Annotated in this window: 21 protein-coding genes and 1 pseudogene; 13 read left to right on the top strand and 9 right to left on the bottom strand. The window is 37.0% G+C overall.

Annotated elements, in window-relative coordinates:
* Positions 1 to 74: 74 nt before the first annotated feature.
* Positions 75 to 878: a carbon-nitrogen family hydrolase gene (locus GZH82_RS08900; RefSeq protein WP_162682199.1), complete on the bottom strand. Its 804-nt coding sequence runs from the start codon at positions 876 to 878 to the stop codon at positions 75 to 77.
* Positions 879 to 1042: 164 nt separating this feature from the next.
* Between GZH82_RS08900 and GZH82_RS08895 the strand changes: the two genes are divergently transcribed.
* Positions 1043 to 2407 (top strand): SdrH family protein, encoded by a 1365-nt coding sequence (locus GZH82_RS08895; protein ID WP_162682198.1) that lies wholly within the window; start codon positions 1043 to 1045, stop codon positions 2405 to 2407.
* A 111-nt stretch (positions 2408 to 2518) separates the two neighbouring features.
* Here the strand turns inward: GZH82_RS08895 and mroQ are convergent, their stop codons facing one another.
* Positions 2519 to 3286: an intramembrane glutamic endopeptidase MroQ gene (mroQ, locus tag GZH82_RS08890; RefSeq protein ID WP_162682197.1), complete on the bottom strand. Its 768-nt coding sequence runs from the start codon at positions 3284 to 3286 to the stop codon at positions 2519 to 2521.
* A 169-nt stretch (positions 3287 to 3455) separates the two neighbouring features.
* On the opposite strand from mroQ, the gene groES reads away from it, so the two are divergent.
* The 3 genes from groES (at position 3456) to GZH82_RS08875 (ending at position 6323) form a co-directional block, all read left to right on the top strand.
* Positions 3456 to 3743 (top strand): co-chaperone GroES, encoded by a 288-nt coding sequence (gene groES, locus GZH82_RS08885; RefSeq protein ID WP_162682196.1) that lies wholly within the window; start codon positions 3456 to 3458, stop codon positions 3741 to 3743.
* A gap of 48 nt (positions 3744 to 3791) precedes the next feature.
* Complete coding sequence (gene groL, locus GZH82_RS08880; protein ID WP_162682195.1) at positions 3792 to 5411, top strand: chaperonin GroEL; 1620 nt, start codon at positions 3792 to 3794, stop codon at positions 5409 to 5411.
* Positions 5412 to 5903: 492 nt separating this feature from the next.
* Positions 5904 to 6323: a GNAT family N-acetyltransferase gene (locus tag GZH82_RS08875; RefSeq protein ID WP_162682194.1), complete on the top strand. Its 420-nt coding sequence runs from the start codon at positions 5904 to 5906 to the stop codon at positions 6321 to 6323.
* A 183-nt stretch (positions 6324 to 6506) separates the two neighbouring features.
* Here the strand turns inward: GZH82_RS08875 and GZH82_RS08870 are convergent, their stop codons facing one another.
* From GZH82_RS08870 to GZH82_RS08855, 4 genes are read right to left on the bottom strand one after another with little or no spacing between them, the layout of a single operon-like run.
* Positions 6507 to 7739 (bottom strand): acetylornithine deacetylase, encoded by a 1233-nt coding sequence (locus GZH82_RS08870; RefSeq protein WP_162682193.1) that lies wholly within the window; start codon positions 7737 to 7739, stop codon positions 6507 to 6509.
* A complete protein-coding gene (locus GZH82_RS08865) occupies positions 7720 to 8241 on the bottom strand; it encodes a methylated-DNA--[protein]-cysteine S-methyltransferase (RefSeq protein ID WP_162682192.1) in 522 nt (173 codons plus the stop codon). The genes GZH82_RS08870 and GZH82_RS08865 overlap by 20 nt, the downstream gene beginning before the upstream one ends.
* Positions 8242 to 8262: 21 nt before the next feature.
* Positions 8263 to 9081 (bottom strand): SPL family radical SAM protein, encoded by an 819-nt coding sequence (locus GZH82_RS08860; RefSeq protein WP_162682191.1) that lies wholly within the window; start codon positions 9079 to 9081, stop codon positions 8263 to 8265.
* Between the two features lie 58 nt (positions 9082 to 9139).
* Positions 9140 to 10429 (bottom strand): aminotransferase class I/II-fold pyridoxal phosphate-dependent enzyme, encoded by a 1290-nt coding sequence (locus GZH82_RS08855; RefSeq protein ID WP_162682190.1) that lies wholly within the window; start codon positions 10427 to 10429, stop codon positions 9140 to 9142.
* A gap of 213 nt (positions 10430 to 10642) precedes the next feature.
* Between GZH82_RS08855 and GZH82_RS14310 the strand changes: the two genes are divergently transcribed.
* From GZH82_RS14310 to GZH82_RS08830, 7 genes are all read left to right on the top strand, one after another.
* Positions 10643 to 10774 carry a Trp-rich small protein gene (locus GZH82_RS14310; protein WP_343236258.1) on the top strand — a complete coding sequence of 44 codons (132 nt, stop codon included), beginning with the start codon at positions 10643 to 10645 and terminating at the stop codon, positions 10772 to 10774.
* Positions 10775 to 11035: 261 nt separating this feature from the next.
* Entirely contained in the window at positions 11036 to 11209 is a 174-nt protein-coding gene (locus tag GZH82_RS13945) for an SE1626 family protein (protein WP_203232798.1), read from the top strand.
* Between the two features lie 444 nt (positions 11210 to 11653).
* The gene (pmtC, locus tag GZH82_RS08850) at positions 11654 to 12529 is read left to right on the top strand and encodes a phenol-soluble modulin export ABC transporter ATP-binding protein PmtC (RefSeq protein WP_162682189.1); all 876 of its coding nucleotides are present in this window, start codon (positions 11654 to 11656) and stop codon (positions 12527 to 12529) included.
* Entirely contained in the window at positions 12526 to 13254 is a 729-nt protein-coding gene (pmtD, locus tag GZH82_RS08845; protein WP_162682188.1) for a phenol-soluble modulin export ABC transporter permease subunit PmtD, read from the top strand. Before pmtC ends, pmtD begins: the two co-directional genes overlap by 4 nt.
* A 583-nt stretch (positions 13255 to 13837) precedes the next feature.
* Entirely contained in the window at positions 13838 to 14515 is a 678-nt protein-coding gene (locus tag GZH82_RS08840; protein WP_162682187.1) for a GntR family transcriptional regulator, read from the top strand.
* A 23-nt stretch (positions 14516 to 14538) separates the two neighbouring features.
* Positions 14539 to 16089: a gluconokinase gene (gene gntK / locus GZH82_RS08835; RefSeq protein ID WP_162682186.1), complete on the top strand. Its 1551-nt coding sequence runs from the start codon at positions 14539 to 14541 to the stop codon at positions 16087 to 16089.
* 10 nt (positions 16090 to 16099) lie between these two features.
* Positions 16100 to 17461: a gluconate:H+ symporter gene (locus GZH82_RS08830; RefSeq protein WP_162682185.1), complete on the top strand. Its 1362-nt coding sequence runs from the start codon at positions 16100 to 16102 to the stop codon at positions 17459 to 17461.
* An 89-nt stretch (positions 17462 to 17550) separates the two neighbouring features.
* On the opposite strand, the pseudogene GZH82_RS08825 reads toward GZH82_RS08830, so the two are convergent.
* Both GZH82_RS08825 and GZH82_RS08820 read right to left on the bottom strand, forming a co-directional pair.
* Positions 17551 to 19149: pseudogene (locus GZH82_RS08825) on the bottom strand (IS1182 family transposase); the annotation flags it as partial.
* A 166-nt stretch (positions 19150 to 19315) separates the two neighbouring features.
* Complete coding sequence (locus GZH82_RS08820; RefSeq protein ID WP_162682184.1) at positions 19316 to 19873, bottom strand: thioredoxin family protein; 558 nt, start codon at positions 19871 to 19873, stop codon at positions 19316 to 19318.
* Positions 19874 to 20050: 177 nt separating this feature from the next.
* On the opposite strand from GZH82_RS08820, the gene GZH82_RS08815 reads away from it, so the two are divergent.
* Positions 20051 to 20614, top strand: a complete 564-nt coding sequence (locus GZH82_RS08815) for an HAAS signaling domain-containing protein (RefSeq protein ID WP_162682183.1) — start codon at positions 20051 to 20053, stop codon at positions 20612 to 20614.
* Positions 20611 to 21453 carry a DUF4097 family beta strand repeat-containing protein gene (locus tag GZH82_RS08810; protein WP_162682182.1) on the top strand — a complete coding sequence of 281 codons (843 nt, stop codon included), beginning with the start codon at positions 20611 to 20613 and terminating at the stop codon, positions 21451 to 21453. Before GZH82_RS08815 ends, GZH82_RS08810 begins: the two co-directional genes overlap by 4 nt.
* A 94-nt stretch (positions 21454 to 21547) precedes the next feature.
* On the opposite strand, the gene GZH82_RS08805 is transcribed toward GZH82_RS08810, so the two are convergent.
* Entirely contained in the window at positions 21548 to 22591 is a 1044-nt protein-coding gene (locus GZH82_RS08805) for a C45 family autoproteolytic acyltransferase/hydrolase (RefSeq protein ID WP_162682181.1), read from the bottom strand.
* Between the last annotated feature and the right edge of the window lie 90 nt (positions 22592 to 22681).

Below are 22681 nucleotides of genomic sequence, written 5' to 3'. Positions count from 1 at the left end.
TCTGTTCATTTTTATTTTATGATCATGATAAAAAGGCGTTAGTTCTCCAACTGAGAGAGGTAACGCCTCATATTTTATACTTCTTTTTGTGCATAACGGTATACAGAAGGTCGCATATTTTCAAATACTGGAATAGCACGGCGTTGTGCGTCTACTTTTGGAAGATCTAATGTGACGGTCATTACTGTTTCGTTTTCATCCGCTTCAGCTATAATTTCCCCATTTGGATCTACAACCATTGAATGACCTGCGTACGTTGTTTTACCATCATGACCACTGCCATTGACAGCGACAACATACATATCGTTTTCAATTGCACGTGCTTGTAGTAACTGACGCCAATGTGAGAGTCGGACTTCGGGCCATTGTGCGACATAAAACATCACTTTTGCGCCTTGTGCTGCAGGGTAACGGCTTAATTCTGGAAAGCGTAAGTCATAACAAATGATTTGAGATACACTTATACCGTCAGAGAGCGTATAAGGGTAAGGTACAGTCTCGCCACCACTTAAAAAGTCTGGTTCATCTAGCATCGGAACGAGATGAATTTTATCGTATTCATAAATTTTTTCTCCTCGTCGATTCACGGCAAAGGCTGTATTGTATACGGCACCTTCTTTAAGGTTGGAAACAGATCCCGCAACAATGTCCACTTGATAATTTTGTGCTAATTTTTGTATAAAAGCATAACTTTGAGCTAAGTTTTCATCTGCTAACTTTTCTAATTGAGGTAATGCATAGCCGTTATTCCACATTTCAGGCAGAACTACGACATCTGTTTGATCATTTAAATGCTGCTCAAATAAAGTAGCGATTTTCTGTTCATTTTGACTTGAATCAGCGAGTGCGATATTAAATTGAAATAGTTGTATTTGCATCGTCATCATCCTCATTTCTGAATTAATCTTAGTGTACTAAATGATGAACGGTTTAACAAAAATCTTAATTGAATACAATAATATTTACATGAGGGTGGTAATCGAACGCACTTTTGTTTATACTGTCTTTGTTAAAAAACTTTAAGCAATCAGAGGTGAATCTGATGGTAGAACATAAAAAAGAACATAGAGTAAAACGACTATTTAAAGTAGGAATCGGTTCAACTAGTATTTTATGTGTTGTATCACCTCTTTTATTGACGCATGAAGTCGTTCAAGCAGCAGATATCAATAGCAGTGCGACGACTTTGAATACATTGAGGGCCACATCTTCATATGATCAAACAGCACACATGGATGGTTTACGAAGCGCCATTGCTTCAGAGGAGAACTCTGCTGAAACGTCATCATTCAATGAAGCAACGGCGCCTTCAACTGATGAAACGGATGCATTGTCAAAGGAAAATGTGAAACCGAACCATCATGCACCGGCAACTGATGAAAGTACATCGGCAACACCGAGTACAGAGGAAGACGCATCTATAGAAGAACCGGTTACTGAAGAAGTTCCATCTCATGAAGAAAATCATCATAACAACGACCCGAGTCAAGAAGGCCAACCGTCTCAACCTGATCAATCAGGAACAAAGAAAGATGAAGAGAGTGGAGAAAAACCGAATAAAGAAAATCATAAGAAGTCGAATCAACCGAACAAAGACAAACATTCAAAAGATCAAAATACAAAACCTGATAAAGGGGACAAACCAGTACCACCGTCTAAAGAGCCAAATCGTCCGGATCAAAAGGATGACTCTTCAAACAATACACCACCATCTGCAACAGATAACGGTGGAAACGGAAATGGCGGTGCAACAATTGGTCCAAATGGTGGAGGAGGCAGTGAAGCAAGTCCACAACCGAATGAGCCACCGTCAAATGGAAATGCAGGCGATACCCAACAAAACAGTTCAGTTGCAAGTACAAACCATTCGAATCAGTATGGTACATCGGCTTATGATCAATACGCAGGTTTATTAAATAATAATTATAAATATAATCCATTGTTTAAAGAAGAAGTCGCGCGTTTAAGTCAATTTGGAAGTCAAGGACAGCATGATATTGCTAGTCTGAGTCGAAAAGAACAATTTACACAAAATGCATTTTTAGATGACTTACAACAAAGTACAGATTATTTTAGATATCAATATTTTAATCCGCTTTCAACAGAACAATACTATCACCGTTTGGATAAACAAGTGTTAGCACTCGTCACAGGGGAATTTGGTTCTATGCCAGATTTCAAGAAAAGTGGAGATAAGTCATTAGTCAACAAACATCAGCAAGATAAAGTGAAAAAAATTGAACAACACGGAGAAAATTTTAATACGCATCACATGAAAGAGACGAAAGAAGATACAGAAAAAACATTAAGTTACAAGCCGATGATTTATATTGGCATTATCATGGTCGGTTTTGTCGGCCTGATCAGTATGATTTTATGGAAACAATTGCATCATTTTTGGAAATAAATCAGAAAAGGGGTTAGGACGCTTTAAATGAAGTCGTCTTAACCCCTTGTGCATGTAAAAAATAAATCGGAAATGATTAAAAGTAATTTTATGAAGCAAACCGTGTATTGTTTATGAAAGGAAAAATGACATCCAATGCGTTGTCAATAAATGGATAAATTGTGTTTGCTTAACAGCTTCTTCAATCATTTTTTCAGGTATCATTAATTGGATGAGTGCGACTAACCCATTTTGTGCCATATGAATACCGATTGACACACTCAAACGTTTAGTATAAATATAAAATGCTGAAAAGATGATACCCATGACAAAATAAGCTAAGAAATGTGAGAAATCCATATGGACAACAGCAAACACTGCAGAACTGATTGTCGTTGCAATTGTGAATTTAACCCATTTACTCGCTTTAATCGCGTGATACAGTTCGCCAAACAATACTTTTCTAAAGACAAACTCTTCTAATAATGGTCCAACGATAGCGATTAAAATAATGAATAATGGCATTTGACGTGCGATTTTCATGATTCTTAGTGTATTTTCACTTGCTGGATGAGCACCTAAAAGGTATACCGATATTAGGTTAACAATCATTTGTGCGATGAACACAATGACTAAACCAACTAAAATATAAGGTACCACATAGCGCTTTTTCTCTTTTGGACCTTGTTCAAAGTTTAGTTTATTTTTTACAAAAAACTGTAGCATGATAATTAAAATCGCTACAATAATAAAAGCAGAAAACTGCACTGCCATTGTTTGACGTAACAATTCTGCTTGGTTTTCAGTTTGAATCCAACCAGCAGCACGTGCAATATAAGGTGATACTTGTGCCAAAATATACAAAAGCACAGTGAGCAGTGAAACCCAAAATCTCTTCATAGTTAGCCTCCGTTCAATAACTTTTATTTTAACGGAAAATAACGGTGTGGACAACGGCTTTAATGGTAAATACTTGAAATTTTGACCAATTTTGATTATTATAGAACTAAATTAGCACTCGAGATATTAAAGTGCTAAATTCATGTAGAACATAAGGAGGCACTCACACATGCTTAGACCATTAGGAAACCGTGTAGTCATCGAAAAGAAAGAACACGAACAAACAACAAAAAGCGGTATTGTTTTAACTGATTCAGCTAAGGAAAAATCAAATGAAGGTGTCATCGTTACGGTAGGTCCGGGACGAATTTTAGACAATGGTGAACGTCTGAAACCAGAATTAAACGTAGGCGATCGTGTTGTGTTTCAACAATATGCAGGAACTGAAGTTAAACGAAACGATACGGAATACTTAGTTTTAACTGAAGACGAAATTTTAGCTGTAATTGAAGACTAATCATACATTGAATATAGAAAAAATGAATAAAACAACGGAGGTATAACAATGGCAAAGGAATTAAAATTTTCTGAAGATGCACGTCAAGCGATGTTACGTGGTGTCGATAAATTAGCAAATGCTGTTAAAGTGACAATTGGTCCAAAAGGGCGTAATGTTGTACTTGATAAAGAGTTTACAGCGCCACTCATTACAAATGACGGTGTGACAATCGCAAAAGAAATCGAATTAGAAGACCCTTATGAAAATATGGGAGCGAAACTTGTTCAAGAAGTTGCGAATAAAACAAATGAAATTGCAGGGGACGGTACGACAACAGCGACTGTACTTGCACAAGCGATGATTCAAGAAGGACTTAAAAACGTGACAAGTGGTGCAAACCCAGTCGGTATCCGTCAAGGTATCGATAAAGCTGTGGCAGTAGCTATTGAATCGTTGCACAATATTTCGCAAAAAGTTGAAAATAAAGAAGAAATTGCACAAGTCGGCGCGATTTCTGCAGCTGACGAAGAAGTAGGCCGTTACATTTCTGAAGCGATGGAAAAAGTCGGCAATGATGGCGTTATCTCAATTGAAGAATCAAGCGGTTTTAACACAGAATTAGAAGTCGTTGAAGGGATGCAATTCGATCGTGGATACCAATCGCCATATATGGTGACAGATTCTGACAAAATGACAGCAGAATTAGATAGACCATACATTTTAATTACTGACAAGAAAATCTCTTCATTCCAAGATATCTTGCCGTTATTAGAACAAATTGTACAATCAAATCGTCCAATTTTAATAGTAGCAGACGAAGTAGAAGGCGACGCATTAACAAATCTTGTCTTAAACCGTATGCGTGGCACATTTACAGCTGTTGCAGTTAAAGCACCTGGTTTCGGTGATCGTCGTAAAGCGATGTTAGAAGACTTAGCGATTTTAACAGGTGCGCAAGTGATTACAGATGATTTAGGTCTTGAATTAAAAGAAGCGACTTTAGATATGTTAGGTACTGCAAGCAAAGTCGAAGTGACTAAAGACAATACAACGGTTGTTGATGGTGACGGCGATCCAGCTAACATCGATGCGCGTGTAAATCAATTGAAAGCACAAATTGAAGAAACAGATTCTGACTTTGACCGTGAAAAACTTCAAGAACGTTTAGCAAAATTAGCTGGCGGTGTTGCAGTGATTAAAGTCGGAGCAGCTTCTGAAACTGAATTAAAAGAACGCAAATTACGTATTGAAGATGCATTGAACTCAACACGTGCAGCAGTTGAAGAAGGTATTGTTGCTGGTGGGGGTACGGCACTAATGAACATTTTCAAAGACGTACAAGCCATTGAAGCGGAAGGCGATGAAGCAACAGGTGTGAACATCGTATTGAAAGCATTACAAGCACCCGTGCGTCAAATTGCTGAAAATGCAGGTCTTGAAGGTTCAGTCATTGTTGAAAGAATGAAAAATGCTGAACCAGGTATTGGTTACAACGCAGCTACAGACGAATGGGTGAACATGTTAGAAGCAGGTATCGTCGATCCAACTAAAGTGACGCGTTCTGCTTTACAACATGCAGCTAGTGTTGCGGCAATGTTCCTGACAACTGAAGCGGTAGTTGCTAATATTCCAGAAGATAAAGGCAATGATATGCCACAAATGGGCGGCATGCCAGGTATGATGTAATAGGACTATAAAGCGTCCTTATATCAGTGCTTTAATGATTAATTGAACATAATTATTTGAATAAATATTTTGTGACGCTTTCCAATAGATAATTCAACTTTTGGGAAGCGTTCTTTTTTATAAGATTTTGATATGGATTCAATGGTGGTTAATCGAAGTTATATTAGCGAAAAGGATGTGGGAGATAAATGTAGCGCATTAATATGATATTAAATTTATTAATAACTGAATTACAAAATAAAAGAATAGATGAAGTCTTGGCATATTTTACCCCAAATGATATTTCTGAGGAAAGGCTAATTTTTTATTTATCAAACCTTGCAAACCAAATTAAGACCGTTGAATATCATGAAATGACAGCAAATATTTATCATTTTCACTTTAATTACATAGACCAAATACATTGATAAATACTCGTGAAGTTATACTTAGAGAACGTGATGTATTCTGAGGAAGGGCATTGAATGAATATAATAGAGAAGGGGTTCTAATATGGATATAAAACTTGTTAATACATTTGATGATAGCTACTTAGATTCTATTTATAAAACTTATCAATCTGTAGACTGGAGGAATCATAACAAAGACAATATTAGAAGTATACTAAAAAATAGTACGCATATTGTATTAGCTATTTATAATAATGAAGTTATTGGTTTAGGTAGATCTTTATCTGATGGTATATTTAATGCGGCGATATATGATGTGATTGTTAATCCTGAATATCAAAATTTAAAATTAGGTAGTAGAATTGTAAAAGACTTATTAGAACAAATTGGAGATGTGTCCTGTATTCATTTAATATCAACTTCGGGAAAACTAGATTTTTATCGTAAACAAGGATTTAGTAAGTTGAAAACAGGTATGGCTATATATAAAAGTGAAAAATTGAAAATGGAATACACTGAATGATACTTTTATGAATTTTAGATTTAATAAAGTTGTTACAGTTCGTTTTGTAGTATGGTTAGGTATAGGGCATGTCAGGTATGGTGTAACACCGTCATACTTCATATCAAACTAAAAAGCACTTTCCAAAATGTTGTCATAACATTTGGAAAGTGTCTTTTTTATACATGATGAAAATGTGTACCATTACCGCTCAGGTTTCTCATACCACGATTTTAAAAATGTATGCAAGACTTCGGTAAAATCATCCAAATCTTGAATTTTGATTCTTTCGTTCGTCCCATGTGCTTCATTGAGTTCGCCTGGTCCGTATAAAATGGTTGGAATGCCAAAGTCTGCGGTCCAACCCCCATCTGTTACTGTTGTGCTCATAGTCGTTTGAAGCGGTGTATGGTGTACGTGTTCATGTGCTTCGGCTAACATATGAAATCCAGGATGAGATGTCGGTAAAGTAAAGCTTGGGAAAATTTCACCTTTATCCTCAATCATAGAAGTGCCGCCCCATTCGAATTGAAGTGGATTTTGACTGAGCCACAGATCACTATCAGCGACTTTGTTTAAATACGTTTCAATTTCTTCAATAATGGTGTCGTATTTTTCGTCAGGTAAATAATGCACTGTAATCCATAATCGGCATTGGTCTGCGATAAAAGCAGGATGACGACCGCCTTCAATTACGGCTGGATTAATCGTATTTGCTCCGGGTGGCATTCCGGGATAAAATTTTGTGACAGCCCAATGACGTTCAAGTTCTTGTAAGGCTTGAATGATTTTCACCATTTTTTCAATGGCACTGGCACCATGACGACCACCACCTGCGTGAATGATGTGACTGCGCGCACCGTCATGAATCGTTTCATCACTTTGAATCGTAATCCAACCGGTAATGACGCCACCTTGTCCCATCGCAATATTATCGCTCGTATCTAACACAAGCGCTAAATCAGCTTTTGGTGAATGTTCACAAGCGACTTTTGTACCTGCTTCTCCGACTTCCTCACCGACAACAGAATGCACGATAATGTCGCCTTCAGGTTGTATGCCTTCTTGATACAAACGTTCTAAATTATATAAGAGGGCGGACATGCCACCTTTCATATCAGCGACGCCTCTACCAAAAAGAAAACCATCTTCTTCAGTGAGTTGAAAAGGATTGAAGCGCCAAAACTGTTCATCGTCGACTTCAGCGACATCGACATGACCGTTTAAAATAAGGCGTGGTGCTGATGGATTCTGTCCTTTCAATGTGCCAACGACGATACAGTCATTGTCATAAAAAGGGATCGTTTGGACCTCAAAACCCATGTCTTCAAGCCAAGTTGCAATTTGTCGTTGTAAAGTGATGGTATTGCGGGCAGGAGGACTCACTGTTGGATGTGTAATTAATGTTTCAAGAATTTCAAAATGTCGTTGTTCCATGACTATCACCTTCCAATGACAACAAGCGTTTTTTACGATGCAAGCCACTATTAAAGCCACCTAACTGTCCATCTTTTCGTAATACACGATGACACGGTACGATAATGGATAGGGGATTTTGCCCGATAGCAGATGCCACAGCACGTACGCTTTTTGGACGTCCAATCATTTGCGCGATGTCACTATAATTCACAACGACTCCAAAAGGAAGTTGTCGTAATGCTTGCCACACTTGTTGTTGGAATGGTGTACCAATGACGTGCGCGACTGGTGTTTTAAATGTGTGACAATGGCCATAAAAATAAGCTTCTAACTCTAAAGCAATTTGGTTCACGATCGGATGAAATGAAATTTGAATGAGAGTTGCCTGTTTTTGAAAATGTTTTAACGCAGTGGGATAATCTTTTGAATCCGTAAATGATAAACCTAACAATGCGTCATCATTCACAACTGCCGTCATTAACCCAAGTGGCGTATCAATATGTTGAAAGTAAAATGACATCCGATTCGACCTCCTTTAATTTTATTGAAATGGCACGAAACCATTACTACTGATCGCAATGTTGTCATGTGGAAAAGCGTCTTGCATTAATTTTACCACATGAAGATAGGCGTCAGGATGATACCAATCCTGTAAATCGAGATTTTCATATAAAGACTGAATGCCGAGCGATTGTGTGCGACGACCGTTTGCCCCATCACCCATAAAGTAATCGTCAATCGTAACACGGTCGATATGTTCGGCTAATTGTTGAGCAAACTGATCAGTACAAGGCAGGACAGGTGCAACGGCAATTTGTGTTGGAATATGTGCAGCACGAAGTTTGTCCACGGTTTTCAATCTTGCTTGAATACTCGGTGCTTTTGGTGTGAAATGGCGGATGATGTCTTCACGATCTGTTTCTACGGTCATACTTACGATGAAATTTCCAGGATAAGATTGAAGGATGTCGATGTCTCGTTGTATGAGCGGGCTACGTGTTTGAATGAACAGAAAATCGGGTGGACACTCATGCATTTCAGATAATAAATAGCGGGTCGTTTCATATTTTTTCTCAAGCTGTTGATATGGATCGGTAGAGGAAGACATGAATACTGTGAATGGCCCTTTAGATTTATTTTTCTGGAGCTCTTTTCTAAATTTCAGCTGCTCATCTGTTTTAGCAGTGACCCAATCGCCCCAAGTTTTACCAGAAAATAGCGAAATAGGTGAGCGACGTACGTAACAGTATGTGCATGCAAATTGACAGCCCATGTATGGATTTAAAGTATGCGTGTAATTTTTTAAATAGCCACTCGCTTTCGTTAAAAATTGTTGTGGTTGACGTGTATGGATGTCCATCAAATCCTCCTAAAATAAAGACAGACAGGTGACTTGCGACGACCTGTCTGTGTTGGATTTATGCTTGTAATGTTTCAATCGCTGTAGCAATGGATTTAAATACGTGTGGTAAATCTTCTTTTTCGATGCAACTAAAGGCGATACGAATGTCAGTCTCATTAAGCGCAACGATACCAATCGAATGTTTTTCAATGAGGTGGACACGTAACGCTTCAGCATTCACACCTTTCACTTTCAACGCCATGAAGTAACCAGAGTTAAAGTCATACGGCTGCCATAATGATTGGTATGCTTCATCATAAACGATTGCTTTAGTCACTTCATAACGTGATTGTAAAATTTGAATGTTGTGTTGCACTTCATCATTGAAAGATGCCCCTTGTTTCAACGCATGTTGGACTGCTGCTTGAGAAGGTGTGGCACCACTTGAGTTATTACTACGAATGAGCCCTTTCATTTTAGCTTCTAACACATTTTTTGTCGTGTTATTTGAAGTTCCAAAAGTTAAGAAACCGACGCGGAACCCCCAAGCGAAAAACTCTTTTGTCGCACCATCTAAACGAATTGGTAATACACGTTCATTGTTCAATTGTGTGAGTGCAGTGAAAATAGATTGTGTGTATACATCTTCGTAAAATAATCCGTAATACGCATCGTCGACAACTGCAACGACGTTTACACCACGTTTTGCTAGTCGATCAATCGCTTGCACAATTGTCTCAACTTTTTCTGTTGTAGGTGTATAACCAGTTGGATTGTTTGGATAGTTTAATAACATGATGACTTTATCTTCTTCAATATCATCCAACGTTTTTACGAGATGTTCGGTTGTGAAATGACCTTGTTCATCAAAAATGGGGTAAGTTTGCATTGTTGCTTGATGACGAACGCCGAAAACAAGATTATAGTTCCCCCAATTGTGTTGAGGTAATAATACGGTATCACCTGGATTCACAAATAAATCAGCAATTAATGACAAACCGTGCGTTAAAGCATTCGTCACGAGAGGTAAACTCATCGCTTCTTTTGTTAAATCAGGGTTCTCTTTTAACATTTTTTGTTGCCAAAGTTCACGTAATTCAGCCAAACCTTGTGGCGGGGCATAAGCAAAAACTTCATCTGGCGTTAAATGATCAAACATGCCATATAACGTTTTAGTGTACATTTTGCCTTCAGCAGTTGTAGCCATACCGATTGTAGCGTTATATTTTGTCGCTTTGGCTTCAGCAGATTGTGTCAAAATGCCTTTTGGATAATACATATTTGTACCAAGGTCGGAAAACATATCTAGGACGACTGGGTTTTCTTCACTTAACTGTTCGTTTAATTGTAGCGCTAAAGGGTTCATAGGATTCGACCTCTTTCTAATTTTTCATCATATAAGTCTATCATACAGTGAAAAGCAATAAATTTAAAGAATAGACTGATAGAAAATTCAAGATAAAAACGCAAAATAAGAACACATGTTCGGTGTTTTGTGTTAAAATAAATGTAGCCACCACTCCCTACATTTTTGGTGCTTTTTAAGAAAACGGTTTCTAAAAGTAGGAGGTGTTTAATCATGTCGTGGACAGAATTTTGGATGTTATTAGTTAATGGTGGCATTTTAGTTATTTTTAGATGTTGGATCGAATCAAAGTGGAAAAAGCGAGATCGAGAAAAACAACAAAAAGACGATTCAACACACTCATGAAAAATGATGCAACAAAACAAAAGCCCCAAACTTGCGGCAACAAGTTTGGGGTCATTTAATCATGTGTGGATACACTGTTATTTTATCACCTTCATAATTTGGAGGCAAACGATTTATTTACGAAAGATATGTAATGTGTAGATTGGAAGCTATAGAATGCGTCTGAAGTAATTAAAGGTTATAAGTTCATGAAGTGCTGTTGACAAATCGCGCAGCTTTTTCTAATGTTTGAATCAACAATTAATAAAAAAGGAGAATCCAATGAAACATTTAACGAAAATTTTTGTCATCATTGCGTTATTAATTTTTATCATTGGCATCGTTTTACAGTTTTTAGGGGAAGAAACTTCGGCCATTAAACTGTTTATCGCGACCATTTTATTTATGATTTGTGCCTTTATTAGTCGTCATAATGATAGAAAAAAGCAACGTTAAACATTTAAATGCATTAAATTTGATGAAATGTAATGTAAAAAAGTTTAAAATTTTAAATATAACAAGTTGATAGTTGTTTTCTATCGGATTATTTTGTTATGTTTACGAGTGTTGAACATTTTCTATACACAATGAATGCTTTTGGGAGAAATGTATATGTGATGAAAATAGAAGCATTCGCACATAGTACGTAGGCGTGTCGTCATTTAAAACAATAATTCAATCATTTTTAATGATAAAAGGGTAGTTTTACAAAAAGCGCAGTCGAAAATATACATATCTCGCATGTTTTGACTGACTGATACTATTTAACAGGATGCGCTATTAAGACGATAGTGAGTTGCTCGTGGTTCAGTGAGCCATACTTTATGACGTGTGATCGCAATCATATCAGTAAAGTCATTTCAAATGTATCATCTAATCAATAAACAGGAGGATTCGTGGATGGAATTGAAACAAATCACCAAACAATATGGCAACAATACTGTCATTGATCACGTTGATTTTGCATTTAATGATAGTAAAATTGTTGGATTAATTGGTAAAAATGGTGTTGGGAAAACAACATTAATGAAAATTATGAATGGCAATATTATTAATTACCAAGGAGACGTTCAAGTTGCAAATGACGATAAAATCGGCTATTTAATTGAACATCCGAAACTTTACGATAACAAATCAGGTCTATACAATTTAAAACTTTTTGCGCAAGTTTTAGGTACAGGTTTTGATGAAGCGTATACGAATCATATTATCAAAGCGTTTGGTATGGAATCCTACATTAAGAAAAAAGTAAAAAAATATTCAATGGGGATGAGACAAAAACTTGCTATAGCTGTTTCTCTTATGAATAAACCGAAATTTTTAATCTTAGATGAGCCAACAAATGGAATGGATCCAGATGGTTCAATCGACGTCTTAAAAACAATAGAACAGCTTGTACAACAATTGAATATGAAAATTCTCATTTCGAGTCATAAATTAGAAGATATTGAATTAATTTGTGACCGTGCCGTATTTTTAAGAGACGGTCATTTTGTTCAAGACGTTAATATGGCTGAAGGTCAGTCCACAAATCAAACGATTATTCAAGTGGATCCCGATGACTTTGAACAAGCATTATATTACTTAACTGATCATTTTAAAGTCCTACAATCACAGAAAGAATCAGGAGAAATTATCTTAAATGGGCAACGCGATTATCGCAATTTCCTTAAAGGATTAGCCCAAAAAGGCATTTTTCCACAATATATTGAAACACGTAAAGTATCATTACGAGACACTTATTTCAATATTAATCAACGAGGTGGTCAATCATGAATATATTGCAATTGTTCAAGTTCGACATCGTGAGTATTTTAAAAAGTCCGCTTACTTATTTAGCGATTCTTCTCGGTATTGCGCCATTGATCATTACAGTCATTATTTTAGTTACGAACGATAATCCGGTGAATGCGAATACGATGTTTAGTGTAGGAAAATGGTTCTTTTCACTCATTGGTCTGTTGTTCGTTATCAAAACCATTACACGTGATACCGCTCAAGGGACGATTCAACTTTTCTTAAATCAAACGCAAAGCCGTATTGGTTATTTCATTGCGAAAACATTATCTATTATTTTCATCAGCATTTTCACAACAGCTGTTGTCGTAGTAGTGACTTATTTAATTCAATGGTCAACGGATGGTACAGATTTAGATCATGACCAGTCTTGGAAATTACTCGTATTTTATTTAATTTTATTCTTTGTGTATGGACTTTTATTGTTTTTGATTAACCTTATTGTTCAAAAACCAGCATTAGTGTATACACTCGGTATTTTATTGTTACTTTTATTACCAGTAGTGAAACCGTTTATTCCGCTTATTCCTGAAATTGGAGATAATATTCAAGATTCATTAAAGTATATCCCGTTTAGTTACTTAAGCGATAAGACTTTAGGAAATGGTGTGACGTTTACGAACTGGCAGTGGGTCATTAATGTGGGATCAATCGTCGTATTATGGTTGGCGAACTTAGGTTTCATTGCGAAAAAAGATATTTAAAAATCACGCTTACTTTTATATAGTAACTTAACGATTGCTACCGAGGGACTCACGTTCCTAGGCGCTCACCTCAACTAAATTTGTCTTGATTGAAGTGTATACGAGATGGATGCCGAATTGGATTTTGGGAGCAGTACAGAAATCTCATGTGCAACAAAGATTTCGTGGTACTGCCCTTGCAAGGCTAACTAGACTTCTCAAAAGCACAAGCATTGAGAAGTCAGACAGCTACTGCGTTAAACAGTAGCCACACTTAATAAGGAAAGAAACTTTTTCTAGGCTATATCTCATTCCCTCAGGAGTCTCTTTCCCCGGTTTGCAATCAAAAAATTCACTCTACTTTAAAATAAGTGGGGTGATTTTTTTTGATGCTTTTAAATAGAGCGCTATGTATACTGGCATACCTTATTTTTGAGGCTGTGTCTTTTTTATTTCTAGGATTTAAATATCTATTGCGTTTTGTTTCCAAGTGATTCCATTTCTTCCAAGCTTGTAAAAATAAGAAAATATAAAATCTTGCGTAAGCGTTTACATTTGTAATTTTTTACATTAGAATACTTGTATACAAGTTAGAGGTGATGAAATGGAAATTCCTAAACAATGGCTGACTTATTTATCGAAAGGGGAGGCAATTGCTGCTTCTATACGTTTAAGTATTATCAATGGCGAGCGTTCAACTAATAAATTACTGACTGAAAATCAAGTGGCAAATGAGTTTCAAGTGAGTCGTTCGCCTGTGAGAGATGCGTTTAAAATTTTAGCGCAAGAACGTTTAATTCGTTTGGAACGGATGGGCGCAGAAATTATTCCTTTTACAGATAAGCAACGGCAAGAACTGACTGACATTCGTCTGATGATTGAATCGTTTGCTTTCACGAAGGTCATTCAACGGTCTGATTGGATGGAAATTGTGCAATCAATGCAACAAGCGTTAGCGATGATGAAGGTGAATATCCAGTATAAAGATGCTGCGAGTTTTGCGGAAAATGATTTAAAATTCCATGAGTTAATGGTTTTAGCGTGTGATCATCATTATTTAACGCATTTATGGCAACAAATTATGCCGACGATGTTATGTCTGAACTATATGAGTATGAAAAAGCGAATGGACGAGGATTTTGATGATTTTGAGCGGGTCATTCAAAACCATGAACTGTTTGTTACAGCGATTGCACAAAAAGATAGAAAGATGATGTATGAAGCGTTTGAAGCCAATTTTAATGATTTAAACAACGATATTGGCGCGTTTTGGGCTCAGTAATATTAAAAGAAGGGTGTATCACTATGGAGAAATATATGATTGGTGTAGATATTGGAACGACCAGCACGAAAGCCGTGTTGTTTAATACTGACGGGGAAGTTCAACAAAAAGCACAGATAGAATACGCATTGCACACACCACGTGTTGATGTTTCAGAGCAAGATCCAGATATTATCGTCAACGCAGTGACAGAAACGATTGCAGAAGTGGTACGGAAAGGCGACGTTCAACAAGAAGCGCTACAATTTATTTCGTTGAGCGCACAAATGCATAGTTTATTTCTCATTGATGAACTACAACGTCCAATAACAAAAAGTATGACTTGGGCAGATAATCGTGCGCGTTTTGCTGCTGAAGATTTACTGAATCATCATGACGGAGATGGCATTTATCAACGTACCGGTACACCGATTCATGCGATGTCACCATTAAGTAAATTATGGTGGTTGAAACAAGATGAAACCGTACTTTTTGAAACTGCAACACGCTATGTCGATATTAAATCGTATGTTCTGTACCAATTGACGGGCGAATGGGTGATGGATGCGTCGATTGCGTCTGCTACAGGATTGTACAATTTACAAAATAAAACGTGGGATGAACAAGTGTTGGCGTTGCTGGATATTCCGACTTCGAAATTACCAACACTCGTATCGACGACGCATCAACTGCATTTCAAAGATGACTATATGGCTGAAAAACTCGGCTTACATCGTGATCTGCCTATCATTGTTGGTGCCAGTGATGGTGTATTGTCGAACTTAGGTGTGAACAGTTTTGAACCTGGAGATGTAGCTATTACGATTGGAACATCAGGCGCAATTCGTACAGTTGTTGATCATCCTGTCATTGATGAAAAAGGGCGCATTTTCTGTTATGTGCTCGATGATGAACATTATGTCATTGGTGGACCAGTCAACAATGGTGGCGTCGTGTTGCGTTGGTTGCGTGATGAATTGTTAGCGAGCGAAATCGAGACGGCTAAACGATTAGGTATTGAAACGTATGATGTGATGTCTCGCATTGCACAAAATGTTCAACCAGGAGCACAGGGCTTACTGTTCCATCCTTACTTAACAGGGGAACGTGCGCCATTATGGACATCTGATGCGCGCGGTTCATTTATCGGATTAACATTATCACATCAGAAAGAACATATGATTCGTGCAGTGATGGAAGGCGTATTATTCAATTTATATACTGTCTTTTTAGCATTAATTGAAGTCATTGGCATGTCACCACAATCGATTAAAGCGACAGGTGGCTTTTCAAAAAGTCATTTGTGGCGTCAAATGATGGCGGATATATTTAACACGAATGTTGAAATACCAAAAAGTTATGAAAGTTCTTGTCTCGGCGCCTGTGTTTTAGGGTTAAAAGCACTCGGGCAAATTGATGACTATGACATTATGAAATCTTGGGTAGGCGCGACACATCAACATCAACCAGAAGTATCACATGTCGACGTGTATCAAAAATTGGCTTCAATCTTTATTCAAATTAGTAGAGATTTAAGTCCGTCATATCAAACATTGGCACAATTTCAACGTGATTTAGAAAATAACGAAGAATAGAGGGGATAGTATGTTTCAAGAAATTTGGCCACTGTTGAGTGTGGCTATTGCAATTATTGTGTTATTAATATTAATTATGAAATTGCAGTTAAATACATTTGTTGCACTTGTCATTACCGCGATGGTGACTGGCATTTTACTCGGTATGCCATTTGATAAAATTGTCGCAACGATTGAGACAGGTATGGGCGGTACATTAGGTCATATCGCATTAATTTTTGGTCTCGGTGCGATGCTAGGGAAGTTGCTCGCTGATGGTGGCGGCGCGACTCAAATTGCGGATACTTTAATTGCTAAACTCGGTAAAAAATATGTGCAGTGGGCGATGGTTATTGCTTCATTTATCATCGGGATTGCATTATTTTTCGAAGTCGGTCTTGTTTTATTAATACCTCTCGTCTTTACAATTGCGAAACGAATGAATGTATCTCAATTAAAAATCGGCATGCCTATGGTGACAGCTTTATCAGTTACACATGGTTTCTTACCGCCACATCCAGGTCCAGTCGTTATCGCCAAAGAATTAGGTGCAAATATTGGAGAAGTTTTATTATACGGCTTTATTGTTGCGATACCTGTAACGATCATTGCGGGACCTGTTTTTGCGAAAATTGCACCACGTTTAACACCAACAGCGTTTCAACGTGAAGGAGATATTTCATCATTAGGTGCAACGAAGTCATTTAAAAACGAGGAATTGCCAAGTTTTGGGTTAAGTACATTTACTGCATTATTACCTGTATTATTAATGTTATTTGCGACACTTTGGCAACTCATTTCTGGGCATGAAGGTAAAGCGTACAATACACTTGAAAATATCATTTATTTTATCGGCAGTGCGGGTACAGCCATGTTAATAGCGGTTGTCTTTGCGGTTTTCAGCATGGGCGTTCGTCGTGGTATCCCAACGAAACAAGTGATGAATACATTAACACAAGCTATTTATCCGATTGGGATGATGTTGTTGATTATCGGTGCAGGTGGGGCATTCAAACAAGTGCTCATTGATGGTGGCGTTGGAGGTGCCATTGAAAAAATATTTACTGACGTCCACATTTCACCAATTCTGTTAGCATGGTTAGTCGCAGCCATTTTACGGCTTGCGCTCGGTTCAGCAACAGTAGCGGCGATTTCAACTACGGGTATCGTGTTACCGTTGTTACAAACAGCAGATGTCAACTTAGCACTCGTTGCATTAGCGATTGGGGCAGGTAGCATATTTTGCTCACATGTTAACGACGCAGGTTTCTGGATGTTCAAAGAGTATTTCGGATTAACAGTAAAAGAAACATTTTTAACATGGTCATTAATTGAAACCATTATTTCAGTGAGTGGGCTCGTTTTCGTTCTCTTCATTAGCCTGTTCGTATAATCTTTGTCAAAAGGAAGGGGCTGGGACATAGACTTCAGCTCCTTTAAGAAAAAGACGTCAAAATTCATTTTTTTAGAATTTGACGGCTTTTTTCTTATTAACGAACGAAAACGAACACTTATTTTAGCTAGTTTTCGTATATTCACTGCCATGAGTGCGATGCCAAGTTCACACTCAACCTTTGATTTTGTGCGAACCGATAATCTTTGGAAACCCAAATTAGCCTTCAGATTTCCAAAAGTTGATTCAACATCTATCTTTCTCTTTTGATAAATGTGTTTCGTCTTTGGATCTGAAAGCTGTTGATTTGTGAAGGCTTTAAAATAGTCCCAAGTTAAATTTTTAAATAAGCGTTTATTTGTGTTGGGGTTCGTACTTTGCTTCATACATTGACTTCGTAATGGACAGCCCACACACGCTTCACATGCATATAATTTAAAATCTCTTTGAATACCGTATCCGTCTCTTTTCTTTCTGTAACTTTGGAAATGTAATTCCTTTTTGTTAGGACATATATAGTAATCATCTATCTCACGGTATTCCCAGTTAGCAGTAATAAATGGATTGTTTTTATATTTGCGCTGCTTCTCTTTGAGATACATACTATAAGTGATTAAAGGTGTTTTCTCAAATTCATCGAGTATCATGGTATAGTTGTATTCACTTCCGTAACCCGCATCTGCCACAATATACTCTGGAATGTCACCATATAAATTGTGGATGGATTTTAAAAATGGTTCGAGCGTTCTTGTATCACCTGGATAACTGTAAACACCAAAAGCTAAAACGAATTGATTATGGGTTGCGATTTGTAGGTTATAACCCGGTTTCAATTGGCCGTTTCTCATATGATCATCTTTCATTCTCATGAAGGTCGCATCGTGGTCGGTCTTTGAATAACTTTTTCTGTCACCATAAATTTCCATTTGCTTGTCATATTTGATTTTACGGTCTTTAAAATCTTGGATGGCTTTCTTACTTTGTCTCACCTTACTTCTTTCTTTTCTAAGGGTTTTTCTTGTCTCTACATCTTGAGTCGTTTCAATTTCAGACGTGAGCGCATCATTTTTATGACCTAAATGCGTCTCTATTTGATTCAGTTCTTCACTTGTTAATTCATGCCCAGATTCACGTTTGATTTCAGGAATAATCTCTTCAGAAACGAGTTGCTCATATAAAGCCGTTGATTTTTCAATGACAGACTGACTAAAACGCTTCGTATTAGCCAGCCACTGGAATGTGTACTTATTCGCATTTGCTTCTATTTTTGTGCCATCAATATAAATGACATCCTCTGTAATGAGTTTATCTTCTAATAATTGGGCTCTTAAACCGACAAATAAAATATGTAGAAATTCCATCATGTGGGGATTCACTCTAAAGCGATTGATGGTTCTATAAGTTGGCGTTTGACCTTGCGCAAGCCACATCATTCGACAACTATCTTTTAACAGATGCTCGATTCTTCGTCCTGAAAAAACAGAATGGGCATAACTATACAGTATGATTTTTAACATCATTTTTGGGTGATAAGATGAAGGACCTCTTTGGCTATAATATGGATTAAAAGCTTCTTGGGGAACAGATTCTACAAGTTTGTTAATAATGAATACAATATCATTTTCAGGAAAAGACATCTCAGTTTCTATTGGAAGTGTAAGTTGAAACATGTTATAATTTTTATACATATAAAGTTCCTCCGTATTTATGTTTGTGGTTATTCAATATTATACGCGAGGACTTTATTTTTTTTAAATAATATCTAAAAAAGAATCGATTAAGTAAATGATTTCTTACTTAGTCGATTCTTTATTTGAGCCGGGATTTATGTCCCAGCCCCTTTCCTACGATTTATTATACGAGTCGAGACATAATTGATTCATACACATCATGCCAAAATGATGCGTCTGTCAAATAGCGCTCTCGAATCTTGAGATGTACTTCTTTTTGCTTCTCCTCAAAGCGCGGATCTGCTTTGTCCGGCAATGATGTTTTACGTATGTCCTCTACAAATTTTTGGACATTTAATGCACGGGGTCCCCATACCGCTTTTTGTTCAAACTTCTCATTCATAAAAATATAAATTGGAATGGAACGTGTCTTACCATTTGTTAAATATTGATCAATTAAATCTGTATTGTCATCACGATAAAATGCGCGAACCTCTAAATTGGCGCGTTCGGCAATATGTTTCAAAATAGGGTTATTCATCATTGCATCGCCACACCAATCCTCTGTAATGACGAGGACATATTTGTAGCCTCTATCTTTAATTTTTTCAATTCTCTCATCATCAGTCGGCATATCGAAATCTTTATAAATATTTAAGACTTCTGTTTGATTTTGTTCCATATGTTGAATGTACTGTTCGAAAGGTTTAGCTTCTGTGTAATAAGTTCTTAAATGTGCCATAAAATATCCCTCCCTTTTAATTCATTATAGCAGTGTATGATTTTGAAGAAAATTAAAAAGATTACGACAAATTAAGATTATGACATTTACAATACAAATATTCAAAAAGTGTTTAATTTTACAGCACAACTCCTTATAATTTGGGGTGATAAAAGATTAAAAAAGGGGGGAGCTGCGATGGATAAAATTACGTTTTTGAATGAATTAGAATACCAATTACATCGATTGCCAAATCATATCGTTGACGAAGTGATGAATGAGTATGAAAACCATTTTTATCGTGAAGGATTGGATGGTAAATCAGATGAAGCCATCGTCAATGCTCTCGATACACCGAAACAAATCGCGAAGCAACGTTATGCAAAATATGCAGTCAAAAATGCTGAAAAGAAACCGGATGTCACGCATTTAGTCCGCGCTGTATTTGCAACAATTGGAATGAGTATGATTACATTGTTTTTTATTGTGATTCCGCTCTTTTTTGTGGGCTTACTCTTACTGATAGGGACGTTTATCGCTTTAGGTATGTTATTATCGCCACTGTTGCTGTTGATTACAGATATTTGGTCAGGGATGTTTTCATTCTCCCTCAGCAATTATTTATATAGTTTTGCTTATTTAGGACTGGGCATGATGTTTATCGTAATGATTGTTAAACTGATTGCAGCTATAAGAAAATTACTTATTAAATATTTAAAATGGAATGTCAATTTTATTAAAAAAGGAACATCACAGTCATGAGAAAGTTATTCGTATTTGGACTCAGTTGCTTTTTAATTTGTTTTATTTTAGGGACAGCCGTGTGGTTTGGTTTTGAAAAGAAAAAACAATCTGTTGAGAAAATCGATAAAATCTTTGAAAAAAGCGCAATCAATCAAATTGTTATTAACGTTGATTCGACTAATATTAAAATGGTGCCGAGCGATGACTTTCACATCTCATACGAAGGAAAACAAGATATGAAAGTTTCAAAACAAAGTCGAGTGTTAACGATTACTGAAATGAATCGATCAGGTATTCGAACGCCGAATCTCAACCCATTTAATGATTTAGAAGGACAGCTTGAAATTGGCATTCCTCAAGACCAACTTAAAGAAATCGATTTCACTTCGAATTTAGGTGCGGTGGATATAGCAAACGTAAATATTGATCATGCAACGATTTGGAATGGTGACAGTGGAGAATTGAATATTCATAATAGTCAGTTGACCCATTCTAAATTTAGCGCCAATGAAACACTTGTGAATATTGAAAACAGTCGCATAGACAATAGTGAATTCAATATTAAACAAGGAAAAATTAATGGTGAAAAAACACTACTCAAGAACAGTATTTTTAAGTTGAATAGTGGTGATATTCACTTGAAAGATATGCTAACGGATTGTGATTTCAAAAGCTCAGTCAAAGATGGCAATATTTATTTAGGGTATCGTCAATCGCCAACTGACGTAATGCTGTCGCTCAATCCTGAAAAAGGTAAAGCAATCATCAATAACGAGCAGCTTAAAAAAGGTAAAAATGGGACAGGCGCGCATCAAATAGAACTTTATACGACACGTGGCGATATCACTGTCGAATAGGCAAAAAAATACAGGGACTTGGATATGAAGTTATCCGAGCACCTGTATTTTTTATATTTCGATGATACGTCGTTTAACAGACCATTCATCAACATTAATGTGTAGCAAAGTGAATGCCAGTATCGATGTGACCTGTTAACGTTGTTGTTTCAATTTGCTGACCTTTAAGCCAGGCGCCAAAATCAAATTTGATAGGTGGTTGATTTTCACCTAAAGTAATCCACGCATAAAGTTGACGCGGTTCATACATCGTTGTGTGAATCGTGCCACTCCAACTTTTAAACAACTTACTATACAGTTCGTATTGTGGATCATTAAAGCGTTTGAAAATATCGAAACGTGATTGCTCAGATGACTGGACTTGGGTATCAAGCCGTGCCAAACGTTCTTCTGACTCTTTTGTATAGTTACGGTTTTCATGTGTAAGTAATTTAAAGTGATTTGTACAAGTCGTATCGTAACGGACATCAATGCCTCTTGGTGTCACTTCTACAATGGCGTGTGCCCCCGTTTTATCTTGCACAATATAGCTGAATGAGCTTCGATGTGGTAATGCTTTTAAAAATTGGATCGCTTCTTCGACATGACAACAATATTCTAATACTAAGCGTCCAATCATATAACAAACAAAGCCATTCGCAGGTTTTTTACGATGCATAAAATTATAAGCCATGACTAACCCATGTTCGTTCATACCATCCATACGCCCAGTTGTCCGTGACATCGGGCCAATTTGCGCATAGCCTCCATCGGTCGGTTGGAACAGTTGATAACGTGCATCGTATGTGGCCGGATGATAATCGTAATTGCGTACTAAGTAATCCTCTCCAACAAATACCGAGCAACCACTGTCAGGCAATGTCGTAAAACGATAATGCGCAAAGTTCAAAATCGCTTGTCTTGTCGGTATGTTTAACACATCTTGAATCCCTTGAATTTCATCCCATATTTTAGGAGCGAACTGTTGGAAAATTTGATAGGTTTCTTCTAGATCGATGTCAAAACGAGGGACGCGCTTTTTCCATTCTTTTTCTCTATTTTTCAACATGGCAGTTTGTTGCAGCCATTGACCTGTAGCAACACCATAATCATAATGCGTACCACGAAAAGTTAAAACGTCTGATGACACTTGTTGCATGTGTATCCATCCTTTCTGACATCTGTATAACATAATTTGTTAATAGGTTGTAATATTTCCTTAATGGTAATTCATACGCTACTTTAATAT

Source organism: Staphylococcus sp. MI 10-1553, from assembly GCF_010365305.1.
Lineage (GTDB): Bacteria > Bacillota > Bacilli > Staphylococcales > Staphylococcaceae > Staphylococcus.
This window is presented reverse-complemented; position numbering and strand designations above follow the sequence as displayed.

Coding starts and splice junctions, on each gene's coding strand:
- GZH82_RS08900 (WP_162682199.1), bottom strand. CDS start 878: ATGCAAATACAACTATTTCAATTTAATATCGCACTCGCTGATTCAAGT.
- GZH82_RS08895 (WP_162682198.1), top strand. CDS start 1,043: ATGGTAGAACATAAAAAAGAACATAGAGTAAAACGACTATTTAAAGTA.
- mroQ (WP_162682197.1), bottom strand. CDS start 3,286: ATGAAGAGATTTTGGGTTTCACTGCTCACTGTGCTTTTGTATATTTTG.
- groES (WP_162682196.1), top strand. CDS start 3,456: ATGCTTAGACCATTAGGAAACCGTGTAGTCATCGAAAAGAAAGAACAC.
- groL (WP_162682195.1), top strand. CDS start 3,792: ATGGCAAAGGAATTAAAATTTTCTGAAGATGCACGTCAAGCGATGTTA.
- GZH82_RS08875 (WP_162682194.1), top strand. CDS start 5,904: ATGGATATAAAACTTGTTAATACATTTGATGATAGCTACTTAGATTCT.
- GZH82_RS08870 (WP_162682193.1), bottom strand. CDS start 7,739: ATGGAACAACGACATTTTGAAATTCTTGAAACATTAATTACACATCCA.
- GZH82_RS08865 (WP_162682192.1), bottom strand. CDS start 8,241: ATGTCATTTTACTTTCAACATATTGATACGCCACTTGGGTTAATGACG.
- GZH82_RS08860 (WP_162682191.1), bottom strand. CDS start 9,081: ATGGACATCCATACACGTCAACCACAACAATTTTTAACGAAAGCGAGT.
- GZH82_RS08855 (WP_162682190.1), bottom strand. CDS start 10,429: ATGAACCCTTTAGCGCTACAATTAAACGAACAGTTAAGTGAAGAAAAC.
- GZH82_RS14310 (WP_343236258.1), top strand. CDS start 10,643: ATGTCGTGGACAGAATTTTGGATGTTATTAGTTAATGGTGGCATTTTA.
- GZH82_RS13945 (WP_203232798.1), top strand. CDS start 11,036: ATGAAACATTTAACGAAAATTTTTGTCATCATTGCGTTATTAATTTTT.
- pmtC (WP_162682189.1), top strand. CDS start 11,654: ATGGAATTGAAACAAATCACCAAACAATATGGCAACAATACTGTCATT.
- pmtD (WP_162682188.1), top strand. CDS start 12,526: ATGAATATATTGCAATTGTTCAAGTTCGACATCGTGAGTATTTTAAAA.
- GZH82_RS08840 (WP_162682187.1), top strand. CDS start 13,838: ATGGAAATTCCTAAACAATGGCTGACTTATTTATCGAAAGGGGAGGCA.
- gntK (WP_162682186.1), top strand. CDS start 14,539: ATGGAGAAATATATGATTGGTGTAGATATTGGAACGACCAGCACGAAA.
- GZH82_RS08830 (WP_162682185.1), top strand. CDS start 16,100: ATGTTTCAAGAAATTTGGCCACTGTTGAGTGTGGCTATTGCAATTATT.
- GZH82_RS08820 (WP_162682184.1), bottom strand. CDS start 19,873: ATGGCACATTTAAGAACTTATTACACAGAAGCTAAACCTTTCGAACAG.
- GZH82_RS08815 (WP_162682183.1), top strand. CDS start 20,051: ATGGATAAAATTACGTTTTTGAATGAATTAGAATACCAATTACATCGA.
- GZH82_RS08810 (WP_162682182.1), top strand. CDS start 20,611: ATGAGAAAGTTATTCGTATTTGGACTCAGTTGCTTTTTAATTTGTTTT.
- GZH82_RS08805 (WP_162682181.1), bottom strand. CDS start 22,591: ATGCAACAAGTGTCATCAGACGTTTTAACTTTTCGTGGTACGCATTAT.